The sequence below is a fragment of the Streptomyces sp. NPDC086023 genome, from assembly GCF_044540325.1.
GTDB lineage: Bacteria > Actinomycetota > Actinomycetes > Streptomycetales > Streptomycetaceae > Streptomyces.
In genome coordinates, this window is sequence record NZ_JBITRX010000014.1 from 154,996 (window position 1) to 169,991 (window position 14,996).

Below are 14,996 nucleotides of genomic sequence, written 5' to 3' on the forward strand. Positions count from 1 at the left end.
CGGGGGAGTGTGCCCGGTGGCCGAACTCCGCTGCCGTAACCGGACGGTCTGGTAGAAACGCGTCGTGGCCGACCTTGAGATCGCGAGCGCGAGCACCGCGGACCTGCTGCTGATGCGTGACTGGGCCGAGAGCGAGGGGTGGAACCCGGGGGAGGGCGACCGGTTCGCCTTCGCCGTCGCAGATCCCAGAGGGTTCCTGATCGGGCGCCACCGGGGCACTCCCGTGGCGTGCATCTCCGCGGTCCGGTACGGCGCGGGGTTCGGGTTCATCGGCTTCTACATCGCCCACCCGTCCGTACGGGGCCAGGGGTACGGGATCCAGCTGTGGCGGGCGGGGATGGCGGCCCTCGACGGGCGGCTGGTCGGCCTGGACGGTGTGGTCGAGCAGCAGGACAACTACCGCAAGTCCGGTTTCCGTCCGGCCTGGACCAACCTCAGGTACGAGGGCGTCCCGGTGCCCGGGGACCCGTCGCTGCCGGCGGGGGTCGAACTGGTCGACGCCCGGGAGGTGCCCTTCGAGCGACTGGCCGCCTACGACCGGCGGTTCTTCCCCGAGCCGCGCGACGCCTTCCTGGCGGCCTGGACGGGACTCCCGGGCCGCACGGCGTACGTCGCCCTGCGCGACGGGGCCGTCGAGGGCTTCGGTGTGATCCGGCCGGGAGTGACAGCGGACCGGATCGGCCCGCTGTACGCGGCCGACCAGCGGATCGCCGTGGCCCTGCTGCACCGCCTGGCCTCCGCGGCGGCGGGCCGCCCGGTCTCGGTCGACGCCCCGGACGTCAACCCGGCGGCCCTCGCCCTGATGGCGGGCGCCGGCCTGACCCCCGTCTTCGAAACGGCCCGCATGTACACCGGCGACACCCCGACCCTGGACTTCCCGAACCTGTACGGAGTCACGAGCCTCGAACTGGGCTGAGCCCGCCGCAGGCGCCGTGCCCTGGGCATCCGGTGGGGGACGGCTCGTGGCCGACCACGGGGCCGAACAGCGCGCTGACAGGGGAGACCGGCTGCCACCGTCCGCGATGTGCGGACCCTCGCGCTCTGGTGGTTGCGGGGGCCGGGTGCCCGGGGCGGGGGAGGCTCGGGCACCCGGCGGTTTTGTGGGCCGGGGGTTACGCGGCTGCCGGGAGGGTGCCGGAGGCGGCGGCGCCGGCGATGGCTCGTACCGCGAGGGGGATCTGGTCGGCGGTGAAGTCCAGGTGCGTGACCACGCGTACGGTCGTCGGGCCGAAGACGCTGACCCGGACTCCGTACTCGTCCATGGTGTGCCGGCCGAACTCGGCGGCGGTCAGGCCCGTCGCGGCGACGTCGAAGAGCACGATGTTGGTCTCCACGTGCTCCGGGTGGATCACCAGGCCGGGGATGCCGGCCAGCTCGGCGGCGAGGCGCCGGGCGTTCGCGTGGTCCTCGGCCAGCCGCTCGACGTGGTGGCGGAGCGCGTAGACGCCGGCCGAGGCGACCACGCCGGCCTGCCGCATGGCGCCGCCCCAGCGCTGCTTGAGCCGCCAGGCCTCCTCGATGAACGCGTGGGAGCCGGCGAGGAGTCCGCCGACCGGCGCGCCGAGGCCCTTGCTGAGGTCGATGAAGACGGAGTCGAAGTGCGCAGCGTAGGTGACCGGCTCGATGCCGGAGGCCACCGACGCGTTGAGCAGTCGGGCGCCGTCCATGTGAGTCCACAGGCCGTGCTCGCGGGCGATGCCGGTGATCCCGGCGACGGTCTCCAGCGGCCAGACGGTGCCGCCGCCCGCGTTGGAGGTCTGCTCGATGACCACGCCGGAGGTGCGCGGCGCGTACCGGCTGGGGGTGCGGATCGCGGCGCGGAACTGCTCGGGGGTGAAGACACCGCGCTCGCCCTGGAGGGCGCGGACGTTGATGCCGCTGATCGCGGCGGGCCCGCCGACCTCGTAGTTGATGATGTGCGCGGTCGCGTCGGCGAGCACCTCGTCGCCGGGGCGCGAGTGCAGGGCCAGGGCGATCTCGTTGCACATGGTGCCGGAGGGCAGGTAGACGGCGGCTTCCTTGCCCAGGAGCTCGGCCGCCATGGCGGTCAGTTCGTTGACGCTGGGGTCCTCGCCCTTCTGCTCGTCCCCGATCGGGGCCTGGGCCATGAAGGCGCGCATCTCGGGGGTCGGGAGCGTGATGGTGTCGCTGTAGAGGTCGACGACGGGGCGCTTGACCGGGGTGATGGCGGCAGGAGTGCTCACGGGTCTTCTGTCTCTCTGGTCAGGGTGTGACGTGTGACGTTGTACGGGTTGCGGTCCGCTTGTGGCGGAGTGCGGCCCGAGTCGGCCGTGCGGGCGCGGGTCAGCCGCGGCCGGCGAAGACCGGACGGAGGTACGTGGCGGCCGAGGCGGCGCGGATGCCGGCCTCGTCGGCCGTCGCGCCGGTGCACCAGAGGGTGCCGTACTCGCTGCGCTGGTCCTTGGCGTCGGCCAGCTCGTCGCCGGGCCGCGCCGTGATGCGGATGGACTCCAGCCCCGGCACCCGCTCGGCGAGTTCGCGTCCGGCGACGCCCTCGAAGCGGCCGCCGCCCCGGGCGTACAGTGCCTGCTCGGAGGCGGCGCGCACGGGCGCCGGCACGGCGACCGGCTCGCCCAGGTAGGAGGCGACGATCCCGTCGAAGACGTTCCAGTCCAGCGCGGCGGAGACCATGGTGGAGACGTTGCGGCCGGCGAACCGGGGGTTGAACTCCACGATCTTCGGCCCGTCGGCGGTGAGGGCGAACTCGATGTGCGCGGGACCCTGGTCGTACGACAGCAGTCCGGCGAGGTCGGCGCAGATCCGCTCGATCGCGGCGTGCGCCGCGGGGGCCAGGTCCACCGGGAAGCGGATGGCCAGCTCCATGAAGTACGGCAGCTCGCTCATGATCCGGTCGCTGATGCCCAGGACGTGCGGGACGCCGCCCGCGTACAAGACCTCGGCGCTGACCACCGGGCCGATGAGGAACTCCTCGACCAGCGGCACGCCGCCCTGCGCCTCGGACTCGGCCAGCACGGCCGGGAAGTGGGCCCGCACCTCGTCGGCGTCGGACGCGGACACCACGCCGTAACTGCCGGTGCCGATGGAGGGCTTGAGGACCACCGGGTAGCCGGTCGCCTCCGCCGCCGCGAGCGCGGTGGCCAGGTCGGCGGCGGCCGTGCTGCGCGGTGCGGGGATGTCCCGCTCGGCGCAGGCGACGCGGAAGGCGTGCTTGTCCTGGGTGAGGCGGACGGCCTCGGTGGGGAGGAAGGGGATGCCCAGCTTCTCGGCCGCGGTGGCGGCGGGCAGCAGGAACTGCTCGTTCGGCGCGATGAGCGTGAACGGGGCGTCGTCGAGCAACTCGGCGAACAGCTCGGTGAGTTCCTCGGTGGAGCGGGTCTCGCGGACGCGCACGTCGACGGCGCCGGTCTCCAGCAGGGCGCGCAGGGGGTCGTTCGCGTAGCGCCCGGTGTCGCGGGTGACGAAGGTGACCCGGTCGGCCTTGCGGGTGGCGGCCTCGACGAGCCGCAGGCCCGTGCCGCTGGTGAGTGCTTCGACGATGACGAGGTGGTCGGCCATTGGTGCGGTCGTCCGTTTCTGGTACGGGAGGGGTGGGGTTTACGAGGTCTTCGCCGGGGCGGGGGCGCGGGCCGCGCCCGGAGCGGGAACCGGGGCACCGTCCGGCACCGCAGCCCCCCGCGAACGAGCGCGCAGGCGCGGCACGACGACCACCAGCCCGGCCGTCAGCAGGCACAGGGCGGCGGCGCCGGCGAACGGGTACCAGCCGGTGTCCGAGCCGGTGTCGCCGGCCAGCGCGGTGCCCACGGACCCGCCGAGGGACTCGGCGACGCCCCAGATCAGGCCGGCGAAGCCGAACGCGGTGAACGAGTCGCCCGCGGCCTTCTTCGACAGGATGCTGTCCGCTGCGGGGGACCACACCAGCTCCGAGAAGGTGAACACGGCCACGCCGACGAACACCACGGGCCAGGCCGCCCCCTGCCCCGGTACGAACAGGACGAGGGACAGCGCCAGCAGCACCAGCCCCAGCGCGATGACCGCCCGGTCGCCGCGCCGCCGCGCGATGCCGTCGGTCCAGCGCGCCACCAGCGCCTGGAACAGCACGATGAGCACCGCGTTGACCAGGAACAGCAGGCTGATGACCCCGGTGGAGACGTGGGCGGCGACGTACACCGGCAGGACGTTGGCGAACTGCGCGTACGCCACCCACAGCGTGGCCATCACGCAGGCCCACAGCAGCACGTCCCGGTTCGGGAGCCCGAACCGCGGCCGCCCGCCTCCGGGCGCGGCCGCCCGCACGTCGCCGGGGGCACCCCAGGCGAGGGCCGCGGCCACCAGGAAGCCGGCCACCGGGACCAGCGGGAAGGCCCGCCCCGTCGCGGACATCAGCCAGCCGCCGGCCACCGGGCCGAGGGCCGCGCCGCCGTTGACGGCGGCGTTGAGCCGGCCGAAGGCGCGCAACCGGGTTTGCTCGTCACAGCCGTTGGCGATCAGCGCCTTGGTGCCCACGTTGGCGCAGGACACCGCCGTGCCGTTGACCGCGAGGACCGCGAGCCAGGCCGCCGCGCTCCGGAGGCCCAGAGCCACCGGCACCACCAGGACCGCCGCGGCGAGGACGTACCCCGCCACCAGGACCAGCCGCAGGCGGAACCGGACCACGACGAACTGCATGGCCACCGCGCCGGCGCGCATGCTGAGCAGGTGCACCCCGACGGCGGTGGCGGCCACGGGGACCGGCATGCCGAGCGTGGTGTGGAGCCAGATGGCCAGGAAGGGCGAGATCACGTAATAGGCGCTGCTGCCGAGCGCTCGTGATGCCAACGTGGGCCACAGCCCTGGCATGTGCGGAGACATCAGAGGGATTCCTTGCGTGGATCGATGTGCGTTACACAAACACACGGACCCAGTGAAGGCAATCAAAACCAGTCAGACCTGACATATTCCCTGGGAATCCGAGGGAAACCTAAAGAACCGCCCCGCAATCCCTCGCTGCCCGCGCAATCAACCCACCGGCAGCGGACGGGTGTTCCACCCCGCGATCACCGGCTCCCCGTGCTCCGTGGACAGCCTGCTGACCGTCCCGGTCCGCAGCAGGAACAGCCTCCCCTCCGCGGGCGGCAGTCCCAGGTATCGCGCCGTCAGGACGCGCAGGAAGTGACCGTGGGCAACCAGCACGGCATCCCCGTCGGCGCCGTCGAGCGCCGCCGCCACCCGGGCCAGCACCCGGTCGGCCCGCGCCCCGACCTCCTCCGGACTCTCGCCCGGGTGCTCCGCGTCGCCCGGCGGCACCCCGTCCCGCCAGAGCGACCAGTCAGGCCGGGTGCGGTGGATCTCCGCCGTGGTGACGCCCTCGTACGCCCCGTAGTCCCACTCGTGCAGGTCGGGATCGGTCTCCCCCTGGGGCAGACCCGCCAGCCGCGCCGTGCTGCGGGCGCGGGTGAGCGTACTGGTGAGCACCAGCGCAGGGGAGAGGCCGGTGAAGTACGGGGCGAGCGTGATCGCCTCCTCGACGCCCCCGGCCGTCAGCGGCACGTCCGTCAGCCCGGTGTGCCGCCCCGAGGCGCTCCACGCCGTCTCGCCGTGCCGGACCAGCAGCACATCGCCCATTCCCGCCCCGCCTCCTCGCGTACGCCGGTCCGGGCACCTCCCGGACCCCCCTACGGTGCGTCAGCCGGAGCCCGGCACCCGCCGGGACGCGCCGAGAACGGTCCACGCTCGGCCGGGATCCGACGATCACGCAGGAGGCGTCGAAGCTGCGCTGTGCGGTACTGGACGACTACCAGGGGGTCGCCGAGGGCCTGGCCGACTGGACCCGGATCGCCGACCGGACCGAAACCCGTTTCCTGGGGCGGCCCGTCTCACTCCGGACCGCACGCACAGACGCCGGGAGGGCTCGGCCCCGGCACCGATGGCTGTGTGGGCGGCCTGACTCGGCCCGACGGCCTGTCTGCCGCCGAGACGGCGGGAGCGCGTAGCGATCTGTGGCGGCTTATGAAGGGGCACAGGCGGCCCGGAGGCCGCCGAGCCGACCGCGTGGGCCTGCGGACGGGGACGCGTGCCCCGTCGGCCGGCGGCTCGGCAGCAGCGTCGGTCGCCGGAGGCGGTCCCCCCGACCCCGGTCACGACCATCAGGGAGGGCTGTGGCCTGTGTTCCTCCGGGGCGTTCTTCGGGGGTTGTCCGCCGAGGGTCTTTGCCTTCCGGACCGGGGTGGGCGGTCAAGGGTGCCCCGAAGGGTCATCGCGCAGCGACGCGGAGCGCAGCGCAGCGCCCTTGAGGGCCCACCCCGGTCCGGAAACCCTCGGTCGGCGGACAACCCCACACCGGGCGGCATCCAGACACCGGACCCGGGGCGGGGGCGGCTGTGCACAGGCCCGCCAGAGCTCCGCCGAACCCCCCCAGAGCCGCCCCGGATCAGGACCGGACGAGCAGCAGTACCGCCGCCGCGACCACGCCGACCAGCAGAGCCAGGGTCCGCGGGCGGCTCCCGATGCCGCGGAGCACCGGAACGAACGCGTCGACCGCGTACCGGCCGGGCCCGGTCAGGGTGAGCGCGGCCGCCGCGGCGGCGAGCAGCAGTTCGTACTCGACGCCCTTGGGGGCGAAGAAGGACCCGCTCCAGACCACGGCCATGGCATTGATCATGGTGCCGGTCACGGCCGCGCCGGCCAGCGGGGTGAGCAGGCCCAGCGCGAGGGCCAGGCCACCGAGGGTCTCGGTGAGGCCGGCCAGGACGGCCATCGCCTCGGGCGCCGGGTAGCCGCTCATGCCGAAGAACTGGCCGGTGCCCTCGACGCCCCCGCCCCCGAACCAGCCGAAGAGCTTCTGGGAGCCGTGGGCGGCCATGGTCAGGCCGAGGACGAGTCGCAGCACCAGCAGCCCGGCGTCACGGGCCGCGCCGCCGGCGTGGGGGCCGGCGGCAGCGGTCTCGGCAGCGGTCTCGGCAGTGGTCTCGGCGGTGCGCAGGGCCGCGGACGGGGAGGCCATGAGGGGTCCCTTTCGTTGGGGAGCCGAAAGTGCTTCGAATTTGAACTTCACGTGCAGCCCCGACCATAGCCCGTCGTTCAAATTGGAACAACTGCCGTACGCTGGCCCCATGGGTGACACGCGATGGCTGAACGACGACGAGATGCGGGCGTGGAGCGGCTTCCTGGCCGCTTCGGCGCTGCTGAACCGGCGCCTGGACCAGCAGCTCAAGGACGACTCCGGCCTCTCGCACCCGCAGTACGAGATCCTCGTCCGCCTCTCGGCCGCCCCCGGCGGCGAGCTGCGCATGACGGAGCTGGCCGACGGGCTGATCAACTCGAAGAGCGGGCTGACCTACCAGGTCACGCAGCTGGAGAAGGCGGGCCTGGTACGGCGGCGCAGCTGCCCGTCCGACGTACGGGGAATCTTCGCCGTCCTCACCGAGCAGGGCCGGGAGCGGCTGGAACAGGCGGCCCCGGGCCACGTCGAGGCGGTGCGCCGGCACCTGATCGACGTACTGACGCCCGACCAGATCGGCGCCCTGGCCGACGGCCTGGGCGAGGTCACCCGCCGCCTGCGCGCAAGCCGCTGACGAAGCGACTCCCCTGGCGCCGTCGCTCGCCCCGACGCGCTCAGCGCAGCGCAGCGACCTCCACATAGCGCCGGTGCCGTGGCCCCCGGTACAGCAGGGCGTCCCAGCCCGCCCGCTCCAGGACCGAGCGGCACTCCGCCAGCCGGGCGGCCTCCTCCTCGGCGGCCCGGCCGCCGGGCGGCCCGAGCCAGCTCACCCGTACGGTGCCGGGCTCCTCGCCGGCACGGACCACGTACCCGGTCTCCGACCGCCGCCCGGCCGCGTCCACCGCGGAAGCCGGCACCCCCGCAGCCTCCAGGGCCAGGGACACCGCCCGCAGCGGCCGCTCCCGCTCCCAGGGCGCCGGGCGCTCCGCGGGATCCCCCGGACGCCCGTCGTCCCCCGCGTTGACGAGCCGGCGGATCTGGCGCAGCCCCTCGTACGCGGTCCGCACCTCGGCGGCCCGGGCCCGCGCCCGCTCCGGCGGTACGGGCGCCCCGTCCCCCGTAGCCGGCTCGAAGGCACCCGCCCCCGCCCCCGCACCCGAACCCGCACCCGAGCGCGCACCCGCACCCGCACCTGAGCCCACCCCCGAGCCCGAGCCCGCACCCGCCACAGTCATCCCTGCCTCCCACACCCGCACCTCATGGGCCACCACCGGACCGGCCAGCACGCCCCGGTCACCACCGTCCCGGTCACCACCGTCCCGGTCACCATCGGCCCCGGCCACCACCGCCCCGGCCGCCCCCACCAGTGGACCACCACTCCCACCCCACACGCCCCACCCCCGTTCTGAGTACGTGAGGCCGAACGACCTGAGTACCAGGCCCGATTCCCGCCCCCCACCCGCCGCGATCGAATGGGCCCATGAACACCGACGCCCCGCGCCGGCCCGCCGCACTCCGGCAGGTCACCCTCACCGGCTCCGCCCTCGCCACCGCCCTGCTGCCGCTCGTGGTGGGCGTGCTGGCGGCCAAGGCGCTGGCCGCCGACCCGCTGACGCCGGTGAACGCCCTGATCACCACGGGGGCGCACCGCCCCCGGATCACGCCCGCCCACTGGCGCACCTGCGGGCGCAGCGCCCTCGGCCGGGTGCGGGGAAGCGGCCGGGCGCTGCGGCGCTACACGGGGTCGTGCACGGTCTCGCAGTCGCGCACGGGGTTCTCCCGCAGCCACTCCACCACCTGCCGGGCATGCCCGTCGGGCGGGAAGACCGGATAGAAGACGTGCTCGATCAGGCCCTCCCTGACGACCAGGGTGATGCGCCTGAAAAGGGACCGGCCGTCGAACTCGAAGACCGGCAGCCCCAGGGCCGAGGCCAGTGACAGCGAGGGGTCGGACAGCATCGCGAAGGGCAGCCGCAGCCGCTCGGGCAGGACGGCCAGGTCGTGCACGGCCTCCCCCTCCCCGGCGGCACCCTCCTCCACCGCGGCACCCTCCTCCCCGGCGGCGCCCGCCCCCGTGGCGGTGCTGTTGCGGTACGCCGCCTCGCGGAGGTGCGCGCTGAGCACGGCCCGGCGCTCGGCGAGCGCCTCGATGCGGGCCGTCAGTTCGCCGATGGCCTCGCGGTAGCCGGCGAGGGCGGCGGGGCAGTCGTCGCCGTGCGTGCCGCCGGCCGCCAGACAGTCGAGGAACGGCCGGGTGCGGTCGACGGGGATGCCGAGGGCGCCGAGCGTGCGGATCTCGCGGACCAGGCGTACGTCGTGCTCGCCGTAGTCGCGGTAGCCGTTGGCCAGCCTCGCCGGGCTGACCAGGCCCATCGCCTCGTAGTAGCGCACCGCCTTGACCGTCGCTCCTGCGCGACGGGCCAGCTCACCGATCTTCATGCGGACCTCCCGACCGGCAACCTAAACCCTGCCCCGAGGGTCAAGGTCAACCTCGGCCCCGGATGCGGACCCGCCCGGCGCGCCCCAGGCTGGAGCCATGCATCACGCGCCGATCGTCGTGCACCGGCTGTCGCCCTCCGGCGGACGCCGGGTGACGCTGCGGGTCGAGGGCCACGAGGACATCCTCGGCCTGGCCAGGAACGACGCGGACGTCATCGAGTTCCTCCGCCGCGCCGGCGTCCCCGACCCCGACGAGCTCGTGCTCGGCGACTCCGGGCTGATCGACTGGGTCGGCGCCGAACCGCACGTCTACGACACCGAGCCCTCGGACACGGACATCCCCTGACGCGCACCTGCGCTGCCCGGTACTCAGCCCTCAGTACCGGCGGACACGCCCGAGGGTTTCCTGACCGCGCCCCACCGCGCCACCGGCAGCGGGCACGAGGCGCCAGGCACGAGGCGCCCGGCGCAGGGCGTTGGGAACCGGAACGGCAACGTGAGTCACCAAGTTCCGGGCCACCGACAGAAACTGTTTTTGCGTCACCCCGCGCCTGCGGCGCCCCGGGCCGGGCGAAGACGCTGCGCCTACCCGGTCCGGCCGCTCAGCGACTCCGTCAATCCGAGTGGGTCATGCCGGGACAAGCGCATCGTGCCGTCCCGGGGCGAGCGGCGGCAGCGCACCGGATCCTGGACCGCGACAGCCGAGGTGGGGGACCTCACTCTTCAGTGAGCGTGATCAGATCACCTTCGATGATGCAGCCCAGCAAGTCGGCGCGGCGGCACTCCGGCGCACGGTCCAGGTCAAGGATGAGGTCTGCCGAGCCGGGCGGCGAGATGACCCCCAGCTGCACGCGCTGTTGGCGGAGGGTGTACTGGGCCGCGTCCCCGCTGTTGATGCGCAGGATCTCCTCGACGGGAGGGACGTTCTGAAGGATCCGCACATCCCTGTTCCGATTGTTCCTGATGGTGAAGGTCCGCTCCGCCCTGAGGGCCGCAACGGAGTGGCCAGTCCCCGCGACGTGGCCGCTGCCGACCTGAAGGTCGCGCCCTGCCACGTTGTTCCCGTTGCCGATGACGTTCCCGTCACCCTGGCTGAACACCACACTCACAGCCGGTGAGTCAAGAGCATCCGCGGCCGCCACCGGAGACGACGAGACCATCCCAGCCACCACGGAAACCGCCACCATCACCGCACGAAGACCACGCATACACCACTCCCAGAACGGACGACCCCCACCAGGCGCTCACACCATAGACGGCACGAGCCATGCAAATGGTGAATAACGTATGCAACACCGCAAAGCACAGGTAAATGCGCAATGTGTCTCTAAAGAGGCGATCTTCTGGTGGCTGGTGCCGGAACTGTGATGCAGGCCCATCGGCCGCCTGGGCCCATGGGTGTGACGGAAGGTTTCGCTGCTCGGAGGTCCGTGACGGTATGTAGGATCAGCTGTGTGACTGCCGGGTCGGCCTTGGGCCACACACGAAACGGGTTCCCGGCCTCGGCGTGAGCACGGGGCGGGCACGAGCCCCGCCACCCCTCCGCGTCTTCATTCCGGCGCCCCCTGAGGCGTCCGTCCACTTCACATCCCGAAGCCCGAAGACCGGAGATCCTCCACCCCATGACGCATACCCAGCACCACCCGCAGCAGCCGCACGACCCGCGGCACCCGCAGGACCAGCCCGCATCCGGCGGCCACCCGCCCACCCCCGTGGCCCGGCTCGACCACACCGTCGTGTACGCCAGCGACCGGAGCCGGTCGGCCGAATTCCTGGCTTCCGTCCTCGGCCTGGAGGTGTCGGCGCCGTTCGGGCCCTTCCTCCCCGTCGACCTCGGCAACGGCGTGACCCTCGACTACTACGCGCTGGCCGACGAGCCGATCCAGTCCCAGCACTACGCCTTCCTGGTCGCCGAGGACGCGTTCGACGGCATGATCGACCGGCTGACGGCGGCCGGGGTCACCTACTACGCGGACCCCCACCACACCGAAGCCGGGCAGATCAACCGTCTCTTCGGCGGCCGCGGCGCGTACTTCGAGGACCCGGACGGCCACAACATGGAGATCATGACCCGCCCCTACGTCCGCCCCGTCCGCCCCCACGTCCGCCCGTCCGACCGCCCTTAGGGTCGAACGGCCCCGGGGTACCGGACAATCCCCGGGGACCCGGACAACCCCCGGGGCCCCGCCCAACCCCCCGGCGGTACGGGCGCTACGCCGCCTCCCGCCCCAGCGTCTCGCCGACCGCCTGGGCGAAGGCCTGGGCCTGGGGGGTGGCGTGCTCCCGGTGCCTGACCAGGCCCAGGAGCGAGTCCGGCAGCCCCTCGACCGGCACGAAGGCGATGGAGCTGCGCCGGCCGTGGTACTCCGCGGTCGACCGGCACAGCAGCATCGCGCCCCGGTCCGCGGCCGTCAGCGACAGGCCCTCCTGGAGGGTGTTCACCAGCGGCCCGGCCGGTACGGGCAGGCCGCCCGGGGTCTCCCCGGGGGCCTGCGCCCGGCGCCAGTACTCGGGCGCCGAGCCGCGGATGCCGATCAGCCGGCACCCGGCCAGCTCCTCCGCCGACACCGACTCGCGCCCGGCGAGCGGGTGCCGGGCGGACACCGCGAGGGTCTGCGGCTGCCGCGAGAACACCGGGCCCAGCACCAGGTCCTCCTCCGCCACCGGCAGCAGCACCACCGCGCAGTCCACCTCCTTGCGGCGCACCGGCCCGAACGGGTCCGACAGGGCGATCTCCGCCACCTCGATGGCGCACTCCGGGTACCGGTCCTCGAACAGCGCGATGGCCTGCGCCAGGTAGTCGTCCACCGTGCCCTGGAAGCCGATCCGCAGCACCCCGCCGAAGCCGCGGGCGGCCGCCCGCGCCTCGTCCACCGTCGCGCGCAGCGCCTCGTACGCAGGACGCAGCGATGCGAGGAACGACTCGCCGAGCGGCGTCAGGCCGACGCGGCGGCTCGTACGCTCCACCAGCGGGGCGCCGATCCGGCCCTCCAGCGACCGGAGGAGCTGGCTGACCCGGCTCTGGGACACGTACAGCCGCTCGCCCGCCCGGCCGAAGTGCAACTCCTCGGCGAGCACGAGGAACGCCTCCAGCTCGCGGAACTCCAGACTGCTCATGGGTCACCTTTCTACCCCGCGTTCGGACCCCCGCTGTCTACCGGGCGGAGGCCCGCGCCCGCCAGCCGCGCCCGGGCAGTCGATCAAGTAGCCCAGCTCATCGAAGCATGAGGGATTGGCCGTTGTTCCCGCAGGTCATCGCGGGTTGGCTGAACTCATGGCACAGACAGAGGAAATCGCAGGGGTGACGCCGCAGGCCTCCGGCCCCCGCGGCGGCTGGCCCGCCGTGGCGGCCGTGGCAGGCGCGACGTTCACCGTGGTCACGTCCGAGATGCTGCCGGTGGGCCTGCTGACGCCCATCGGCGACGCGCTGCGGGTGACCGAGGGCACGGCCGGACTCACGCTGACCATCACCGGCCTGGTCGGGGCGGTGTCCGCGCCGCTGCTCACCCCGGCGCTCGGCCGCTTCGACCGCCGCCTGGTGCTGTGCGGTCTGATGGCGGTGCTGGTCGCGGGGAACCTCCTCGCGGCCTGGTCCCCGAACTTCGCCGTCATGGTGGCCGCCCGCGTGCTCGTCGGCATCGGCATGGGCGGCGTCTGGGCGATCGCGGCCGGACTCGCGGTACGACTGGTGCCGGGCGGCTCCGTCGGACCGGCCACCTCGCTCGTCTTCAGCGGGATCGCGGTGGCCTCCGTGCTCGGCGTTCCGGCCGGCACGTACATCGGCGAACTGGCCGACTGGCGCACCGCGTTCGTCACCATGGCCGGGCTCGCGCTGCTCGTGCTGATCGCGCTGGCGGTGCTGCTGCCGAAGCTGCCCGCGGAGCAGGAGATCCGGCTGGGCGGCGTGCTGAGGCTGGTCGGCAACCCGCGGGTCGCGACCGGGCTGGCCGTCGTGGCGCTGCTGGTCACGGGCCACTTCACCGCCTACACGTACGTACGGCCCGCCCTGGAGGAGATCTCGGGGGCGAGCGCCTCCATGATCGGCACGCTGCTGCTGGTGTACGGAATCGCGGGCGTGCTCGGCAACTTTGCCGCGGGCGCCGGTGCCGCCCGCTCCCCGCGCGGCACGCTGCTGGTGATCAGCCTGGTGCTGGCGGCGACGGTCTGCCTGCTGCCGGTGGTCGGCGGCTCGGTGATGACGGCGGCGGTGCTGCTGGCCGTCTGGGGCCTGTCGTACGGCGGGGTCTCGGTCTCCACGCAGACCTGGCTGCTTGGTTCGGCCCCGGAAGCCCGCGAGGCGGCCTCCGCGCTGTTCGTCGGCGTGTTCAACGGGGCCATCGCGCTGGGCGCGTTCGTCGGCGGCCTGGCCGCGGACGGGTCCGGCATCGAGGCCGTGATGTGGCTCGGCGCGGCCCTCGCCGCGGGCGCCCTGGCGGTGACGGCCCTGGGCCGCGGCCCCGCGCGAGCCACCCGAGGCTAGGCGAGCCACCCGAGGCTAGGCGGGCCGCGGCTAGGCGGGCCGGGCCCCGGGATCCTCCGGACCGGACCCGGCGGACCCCCAGACCCGCCCCCGACGGGGGCGGCGGTGGAACGGCGCTCCGGGGCAAGCCCCCGCCCCCGGAGCGCCGCCCCCGGTGGCCGGCGGTACGTGCCCCAGGCCCCGGCAGCGGTACGTGCCCCAGAGCCCGGCAGCGGGAAGCGGCCGACCCGACCGCGACCTGACGGCGGCCCCACCGCGGCCCCACCGGCGAGCCGGCCGGGCCGCCGGTGCCCGCCCCGCTCAGCAGCCGACGCCGTCGAGGAACTCCCGGATCAGCGCCGCCCATTGGGTCGGCCGCTCGGCCGCGATGGCGTGCCCGCAGTCCAGGGCCGCCAGCCGGGCGCCCGGAATGCCCTCCGCCAGTTCGCGGGAGTGAACGGGTGTGGTCAGCAGGTCCCGGGTCGGCGACACGACCAGGGCGGGCACCTCCACCCGGGCCAGGTCGGCCCGCACGTCGAGGTGGTCGAAGAGGGCCAGCTGTGCGTCGGTGCCGGCCGGCATGCCCGCGGCGAACAACCCGAGCTGCTCCTCGATCTCGGCGCCGGACCGCGCCTCCAGCCACTCGGGCCCGCCGACCATCAGCGACAGGTACGCGGCCAGCTCCCGGCCCCGGGGGTCCCGCCGCCCCAGCGCCCGCCAGGTCTCGACCGCCAGCAGGAGCCGCGGGCTCGGGCGGGCGAAGCCGGCGGAAAGGACCAGGGCGGTGACCCGCTCCGGATGGCGGACCGCGGCCCGCACGGCGACCGTCGTGCCCATCGAGAAACCGGAAATGGCGAAAGTCCCGAGACCGGATTGCACTGCGCTTTCCACAATGCCGTCGGCCAGCTCGTCAAGACTCAGCGGGCCGTCCGAGAGAGGGGTGGAACCAGAGCCGGGAAAATCGGCGCCGACCACCGTCCTGGATTGGGCGAGGGATTCGATGACGGGGCCGAAACTGTCCCGCACATCGCTGCCCGCACCATGCGCGAGCAGCAGTCCGGGGCCGCTGCCCCACACGGAACGCGATAACGCGGAAGGAAGTGAAGAGGTCATGGCGGAGATGCTAGCGAAACGTCCGGCCATTTCTTCGGGTTCCCCGTCCACATTGCGCCATTCCTGCCGATGACTACTTGATCGAGT

At 73.6% G+C, this 14,996-nt stretch carries 17 protein-coding genes; 7 read left to right on the forward strand and 10 right to left on the reverse strand.

Going from position 1 to position 14,996, the window contains the following annotated elements; all coding sequences use genetic code 11:
- The first annotated feature begins 64 nt into the window (after positions 1 to 64).
- Positions 65 to 916, forward strand: a complete 852-nt coding sequence (locus ACIF6F_RS26200; protein WP_399951245.1) for a GNAT family N-acetyltransferase — start codon at positions 65 to 67, stop codon at positions 914 to 916.
- A 196-nt stretch (positions 917 to 1,112) separates the two neighbouring features.
- Here ACIF6F_RS26200 and ACIF6F_RS26205 read toward each other — a convergent pair whose 3' ends face one another.
- The 5 genes from ACIF6F_RS26205 to ACIF6F_RS26225 form a co-directional block, all read right to left on the reverse strand.
- Positions 1,113 to 2,204, reverse strand: coding sequence for a threonine aldolase family protein (locus ACIF6F_RS26205; RefSeq protein ID WP_399951248.1), 1,092 nt, complete (start codon positions 2,202 to 2,204; stop codon positions 1,113 to 1,115).
- A gap of 100 nt (positions 2,205 to 2,304) precedes the next feature.
- A complete protein-coding gene (locus tag ACIF6F_RS26210) occupies positions 2,305 to 3,537 on the reverse strand; it encodes an ATP-grasp domain-containing protein (RefSeq protein WP_399951251.1) in 1,233 nt (410 codons plus the stop codon).
- Between the two features lie 39 nt (positions 3,538 to 3,576).
- The gene (locus ACIF6F_RS26215) at positions 3,577 to 4,830 is read right to left on the reverse strand and encodes an MFS transporter (protein WP_399951254.1); all 1,254 of its coding nucleotides are present in this window, start codon (positions 4,828 to 4,830) and stop codon (positions 3,577 to 3,579) included.
- A 147-nt stretch (positions 4,831 to 4,977) separates the two neighbouring features.
- On the reverse strand, positions 4,978 to 5,583 hold the full coding sequence (locus ACIF6F_RS26220; RefSeq protein WP_399951257.1) for a histidine phosphatase family protein: 606 nt from the start codon (positions 5,581 to 5,583) through the stop codon (positions 4,978 to 4,980).
- An 805-nt stretch (positions 5,584 to 6,388) separates the two neighbouring features.
- Positions 6,389 to 6,961, reverse strand: a complete 573-nt coding sequence (locus tag ACIF6F_RS26225) for a DoxX family membrane protein (protein WP_399951261.1) — start codon at positions 6,959 to 6,961, stop codon at positions 6,389 to 6,391.
- 109 nt (positions 6,962 to 7,070) lie between these two features.
- On the opposite strand from ACIF6F_RS26225, the gene ACIF6F_RS26230 reads away from it, so the two are divergent.
- Entirely contained in the window at positions 7,071 to 7,532 is a 462-nt protein-coding gene (locus ACIF6F_RS26230) for a MarR family winged helix-turn-helix transcriptional regulator (RefSeq protein WP_399951264.1), read from the forward strand.
- A gap of 40 nt (positions 7,533 to 7,572) precedes the next feature.
- Here ACIF6F_RS26230 and ACIF6F_RS26235 read toward each other — a convergent pair whose 3' ends face one another.
- Positions 7,573 to 8,133 carry a hypothetical protein gene (locus ACIF6F_RS26235; protein ID WP_399951267.1) on the reverse strand — a complete coding sequence of 187 codons (561 nt, stop codon included), beginning with the start codon at positions 8,131 to 8,133 and terminating at the stop codon, positions 7,573 to 7,575.
- A gap of 24 nt (positions 8,134 to 8,157) precedes the next feature.
- Here ACIF6F_RS26235 and ACIF6F_RS26240 point away from each other — a divergent pair, with 24 nt between their 5' ends.
- Positions 8,158 to 8,307: a hypothetical protein gene (locus tag ACIF6F_RS26240; RefSeq protein ID WP_399951270.1), complete on the forward strand. Its 150-nt coding sequence runs from the start codon at positions 8,158 to 8,160 to the stop codon at positions 8,305 to 8,307.
- A 71-nt stretch (positions 8,308 to 8,378) separates the two neighbouring features.
- On the forward strand, positions 8,379 to 8,732 hold the full coding sequence (locus ACIF6F_RS26245) for a hypothetical protein (protein ID WP_399951273.1): 354 nt from the start codon (positions 8,379 to 8,381) through the stop codon (positions 8,730 to 8,732).
- Here ACIF6F_RS26245 and ACIF6F_RS26250 read toward each other — a convergent pair.
- The gene (locus ACIF6F_RS26250) at positions 8,633 to 9,337 is read right to left on the reverse strand and encodes a MerR family transcriptional regulator (RefSeq protein ID WP_399951276.1); all 705 of its coding nucleotides are present in this window, start codon (positions 9,335 to 9,337) and stop codon (positions 8,633 to 8,635) included. The two genes, ACIF6F_RS26245 and ACIF6F_RS26250, sit on opposite strands and share 100 nt — an antisense overlap.
- A 97-nt stretch (positions 9,338 to 9,434) precedes the next feature.
- On the opposite strand from ACIF6F_RS26250, the gene ACIF6F_RS26255 reads away from it, so the two are divergent.
- On the forward strand, positions 9,435 to 9,683 hold the full coding sequence (locus ACIF6F_RS26255) for a hypothetical protein (protein WP_399951279.1): 249 nt from the start codon (positions 9,435 to 9,437) through the stop codon (positions 9,681 to 9,683).
- 370 nt (positions 9,684 to 10,053) lie between these two features.
- Here ACIF6F_RS26255 and ACIF6F_RS26260 read toward each other — a convergent pair whose 3' ends face one another.
- The gene (locus ACIF6F_RS26260) at positions 10,054 to 10,545 is read right to left on the reverse strand and encodes a hypothetical protein (protein ID WP_399951282.1); all 492 of its coding nucleotides are present in this window, start codon (positions 10,543 to 10,545) and stop codon (positions 10,054 to 10,056) included.
- Between the two features lie 414 nt (positions 10,546 to 10,959).
- On the opposite strand from ACIF6F_RS26260, the gene ACIF6F_RS26265 reads away from it, so the two are divergent.
- Positions 10,960 to 11,463 (forward strand): VOC family protein, encoded by a 504-nt coding sequence (locus tag ACIF6F_RS26265; protein WP_399951286.1) that lies wholly within the window; start codon positions 10,960 to 10,962, stop codon positions 11,461 to 11,463.
- Between the two features lie 85 nt (positions 11,464 to 11,548).
- Here the strand turns inward: ACIF6F_RS26265 and ACIF6F_RS26270 are convergent, their stop codons facing one another.
- A complete protein-coding gene (locus ACIF6F_RS26270) occupies positions 11,549 to 12,454 on the reverse strand; it encodes a LysR family transcriptional regulator (protein WP_399951290.1) in 906 nt (301 codons plus the stop codon).
- A 157-nt stretch (positions 12,455 to 12,611) separates the two neighbouring features.
- Here ACIF6F_RS26270 and ACIF6F_RS26275 point away from each other — a divergent pair, with 157 nt between their 5' ends.
- Complete coding sequence (locus tag ACIF6F_RS26275; protein ID WP_399951293.1) at positions 12,612 to 13,817, forward strand: MFS transporter; 1,206 nt, start codon at positions 12,612 to 12,614, stop codon at positions 13,815 to 13,817.
- Between the two features lie 300 nt (positions 13,818 to 14,117).
- Here the strand turns inward: ACIF6F_RS26275 and ACIF6F_RS26280 are convergent, their stop codons facing one another.
- On the reverse strand, positions 14,118 to 14,939 hold the full coding sequence (locus ACIF6F_RS26280) for an alpha/beta fold hydrolase (protein WP_399951387.1): 822 nt from the start codon (positions 14,937 to 14,939) through the stop codon (positions 14,118 to 14,120).
- Positions 14,940 to 14,996: the final 57 nt, after the last annotated feature.

Coding starts and splice junctions, on each gene's coding strand:
- ACIF6F_RS26265 (WP_399951286.1), top strand. CDS start 10,960: ATGACGCATACCCAGCACCACCCGCAGCAGCCGCACGACCCGCGGCAC.
- ACIF6F_RS26215 (WP_399951254.1), bottom strand. CDS start 4,830: ATGTCTCCGCACATGCCAGGGCTGTGGCCCACGTTGGCATCACGAGCG.
- ACIF6F_RS26270 (WP_399951290.1), bottom strand. CDS start 12,454: ATGAGCAGTCTGGAGTTCCGCGAGCTGGAGGCGTTCCTCGTGCTCGCC.
- ACIF6F_RS26250 (WP_399951276.1), bottom strand. CDS start 9,337: ATGAAGATCGGTGAGCTGGCCCGTCGCGCAGGAGCGACGGTCAAGGCG.
- ACIF6F_RS26220 (WP_399951257.1), bottom strand. CDS start 5,583: ATGGGCGATGTGCTGCTGGTCCGGCACGGCGAGACGGCGTGGAGCGCC.
- ACIF6F_RS26225 (WP_399951261.1), bottom strand. CDS start 6,961: ATGGCCTCCCCGTCCGCGGCCCTGCGCACCGCCGAGACCACTGCCGAG.
- ACIF6F_RS26260 (WP_399951282.1), bottom strand. CDS start 10,545: ATGCGTGGTCTTCGTGCGGTGATGGTGGCGGTTTCCGTGGTGGCTGGG.
- ACIF6F_RS26245 (WP_399951273.1), top strand. CDS start 8,379: ATGAACACCGACGCCCCGCGCCGGCCCGCCGCACTCCGGCAGGTCACC.
- ACIF6F_RS26255 (WP_399951279.1), top strand. CDS start 9,435: ATGCATCACGCGCCGATCGTCGTGCACCGGCTGTCGCCCTCCGGCGGA.
- ACIF6F_RS26275 (WP_399951293.1), top strand. CDS start 12,612: ATGGCACAGACAGAGGAAATCGCAGGGGTGACGCCGCAGGCCTCCGGC.
- ACIF6F_RS26230 (WP_399951264.1), top strand. CDS start 7,071: ATGGGTGACACGCGATGGCTGAACGACGACGAGATGCGGGCGTGGAGC.
- ACIF6F_RS26210 (WP_399951251.1), bottom strand. CDS start 3,537: ATGGCCGACCACCTCGTCATCGTCGAAGCACTCACCAGCGGCACGGGC.
- ACIF6F_RS26280 (WP_399951387.1), bottom strand. CDS start 14,939: ATGGCCGGACGTTTCGCTAGCATCTCCGCCATGACCTCTTCACTTCCT.
- ACIF6F_RS26240 (WP_399951270.1), top strand. CDS start 8,158: ATGGGCCACCACCGGACCGGCCAGCACGCCCCGGTCACCACCGTCCCG.
- ACIF6F_RS26235 (WP_399951267.1), bottom strand. CDS start 8,133: ATGACTGTGGCGGGTGCGGGCTCGGGCTCGGGGGTGGGCTCAGGTGCG.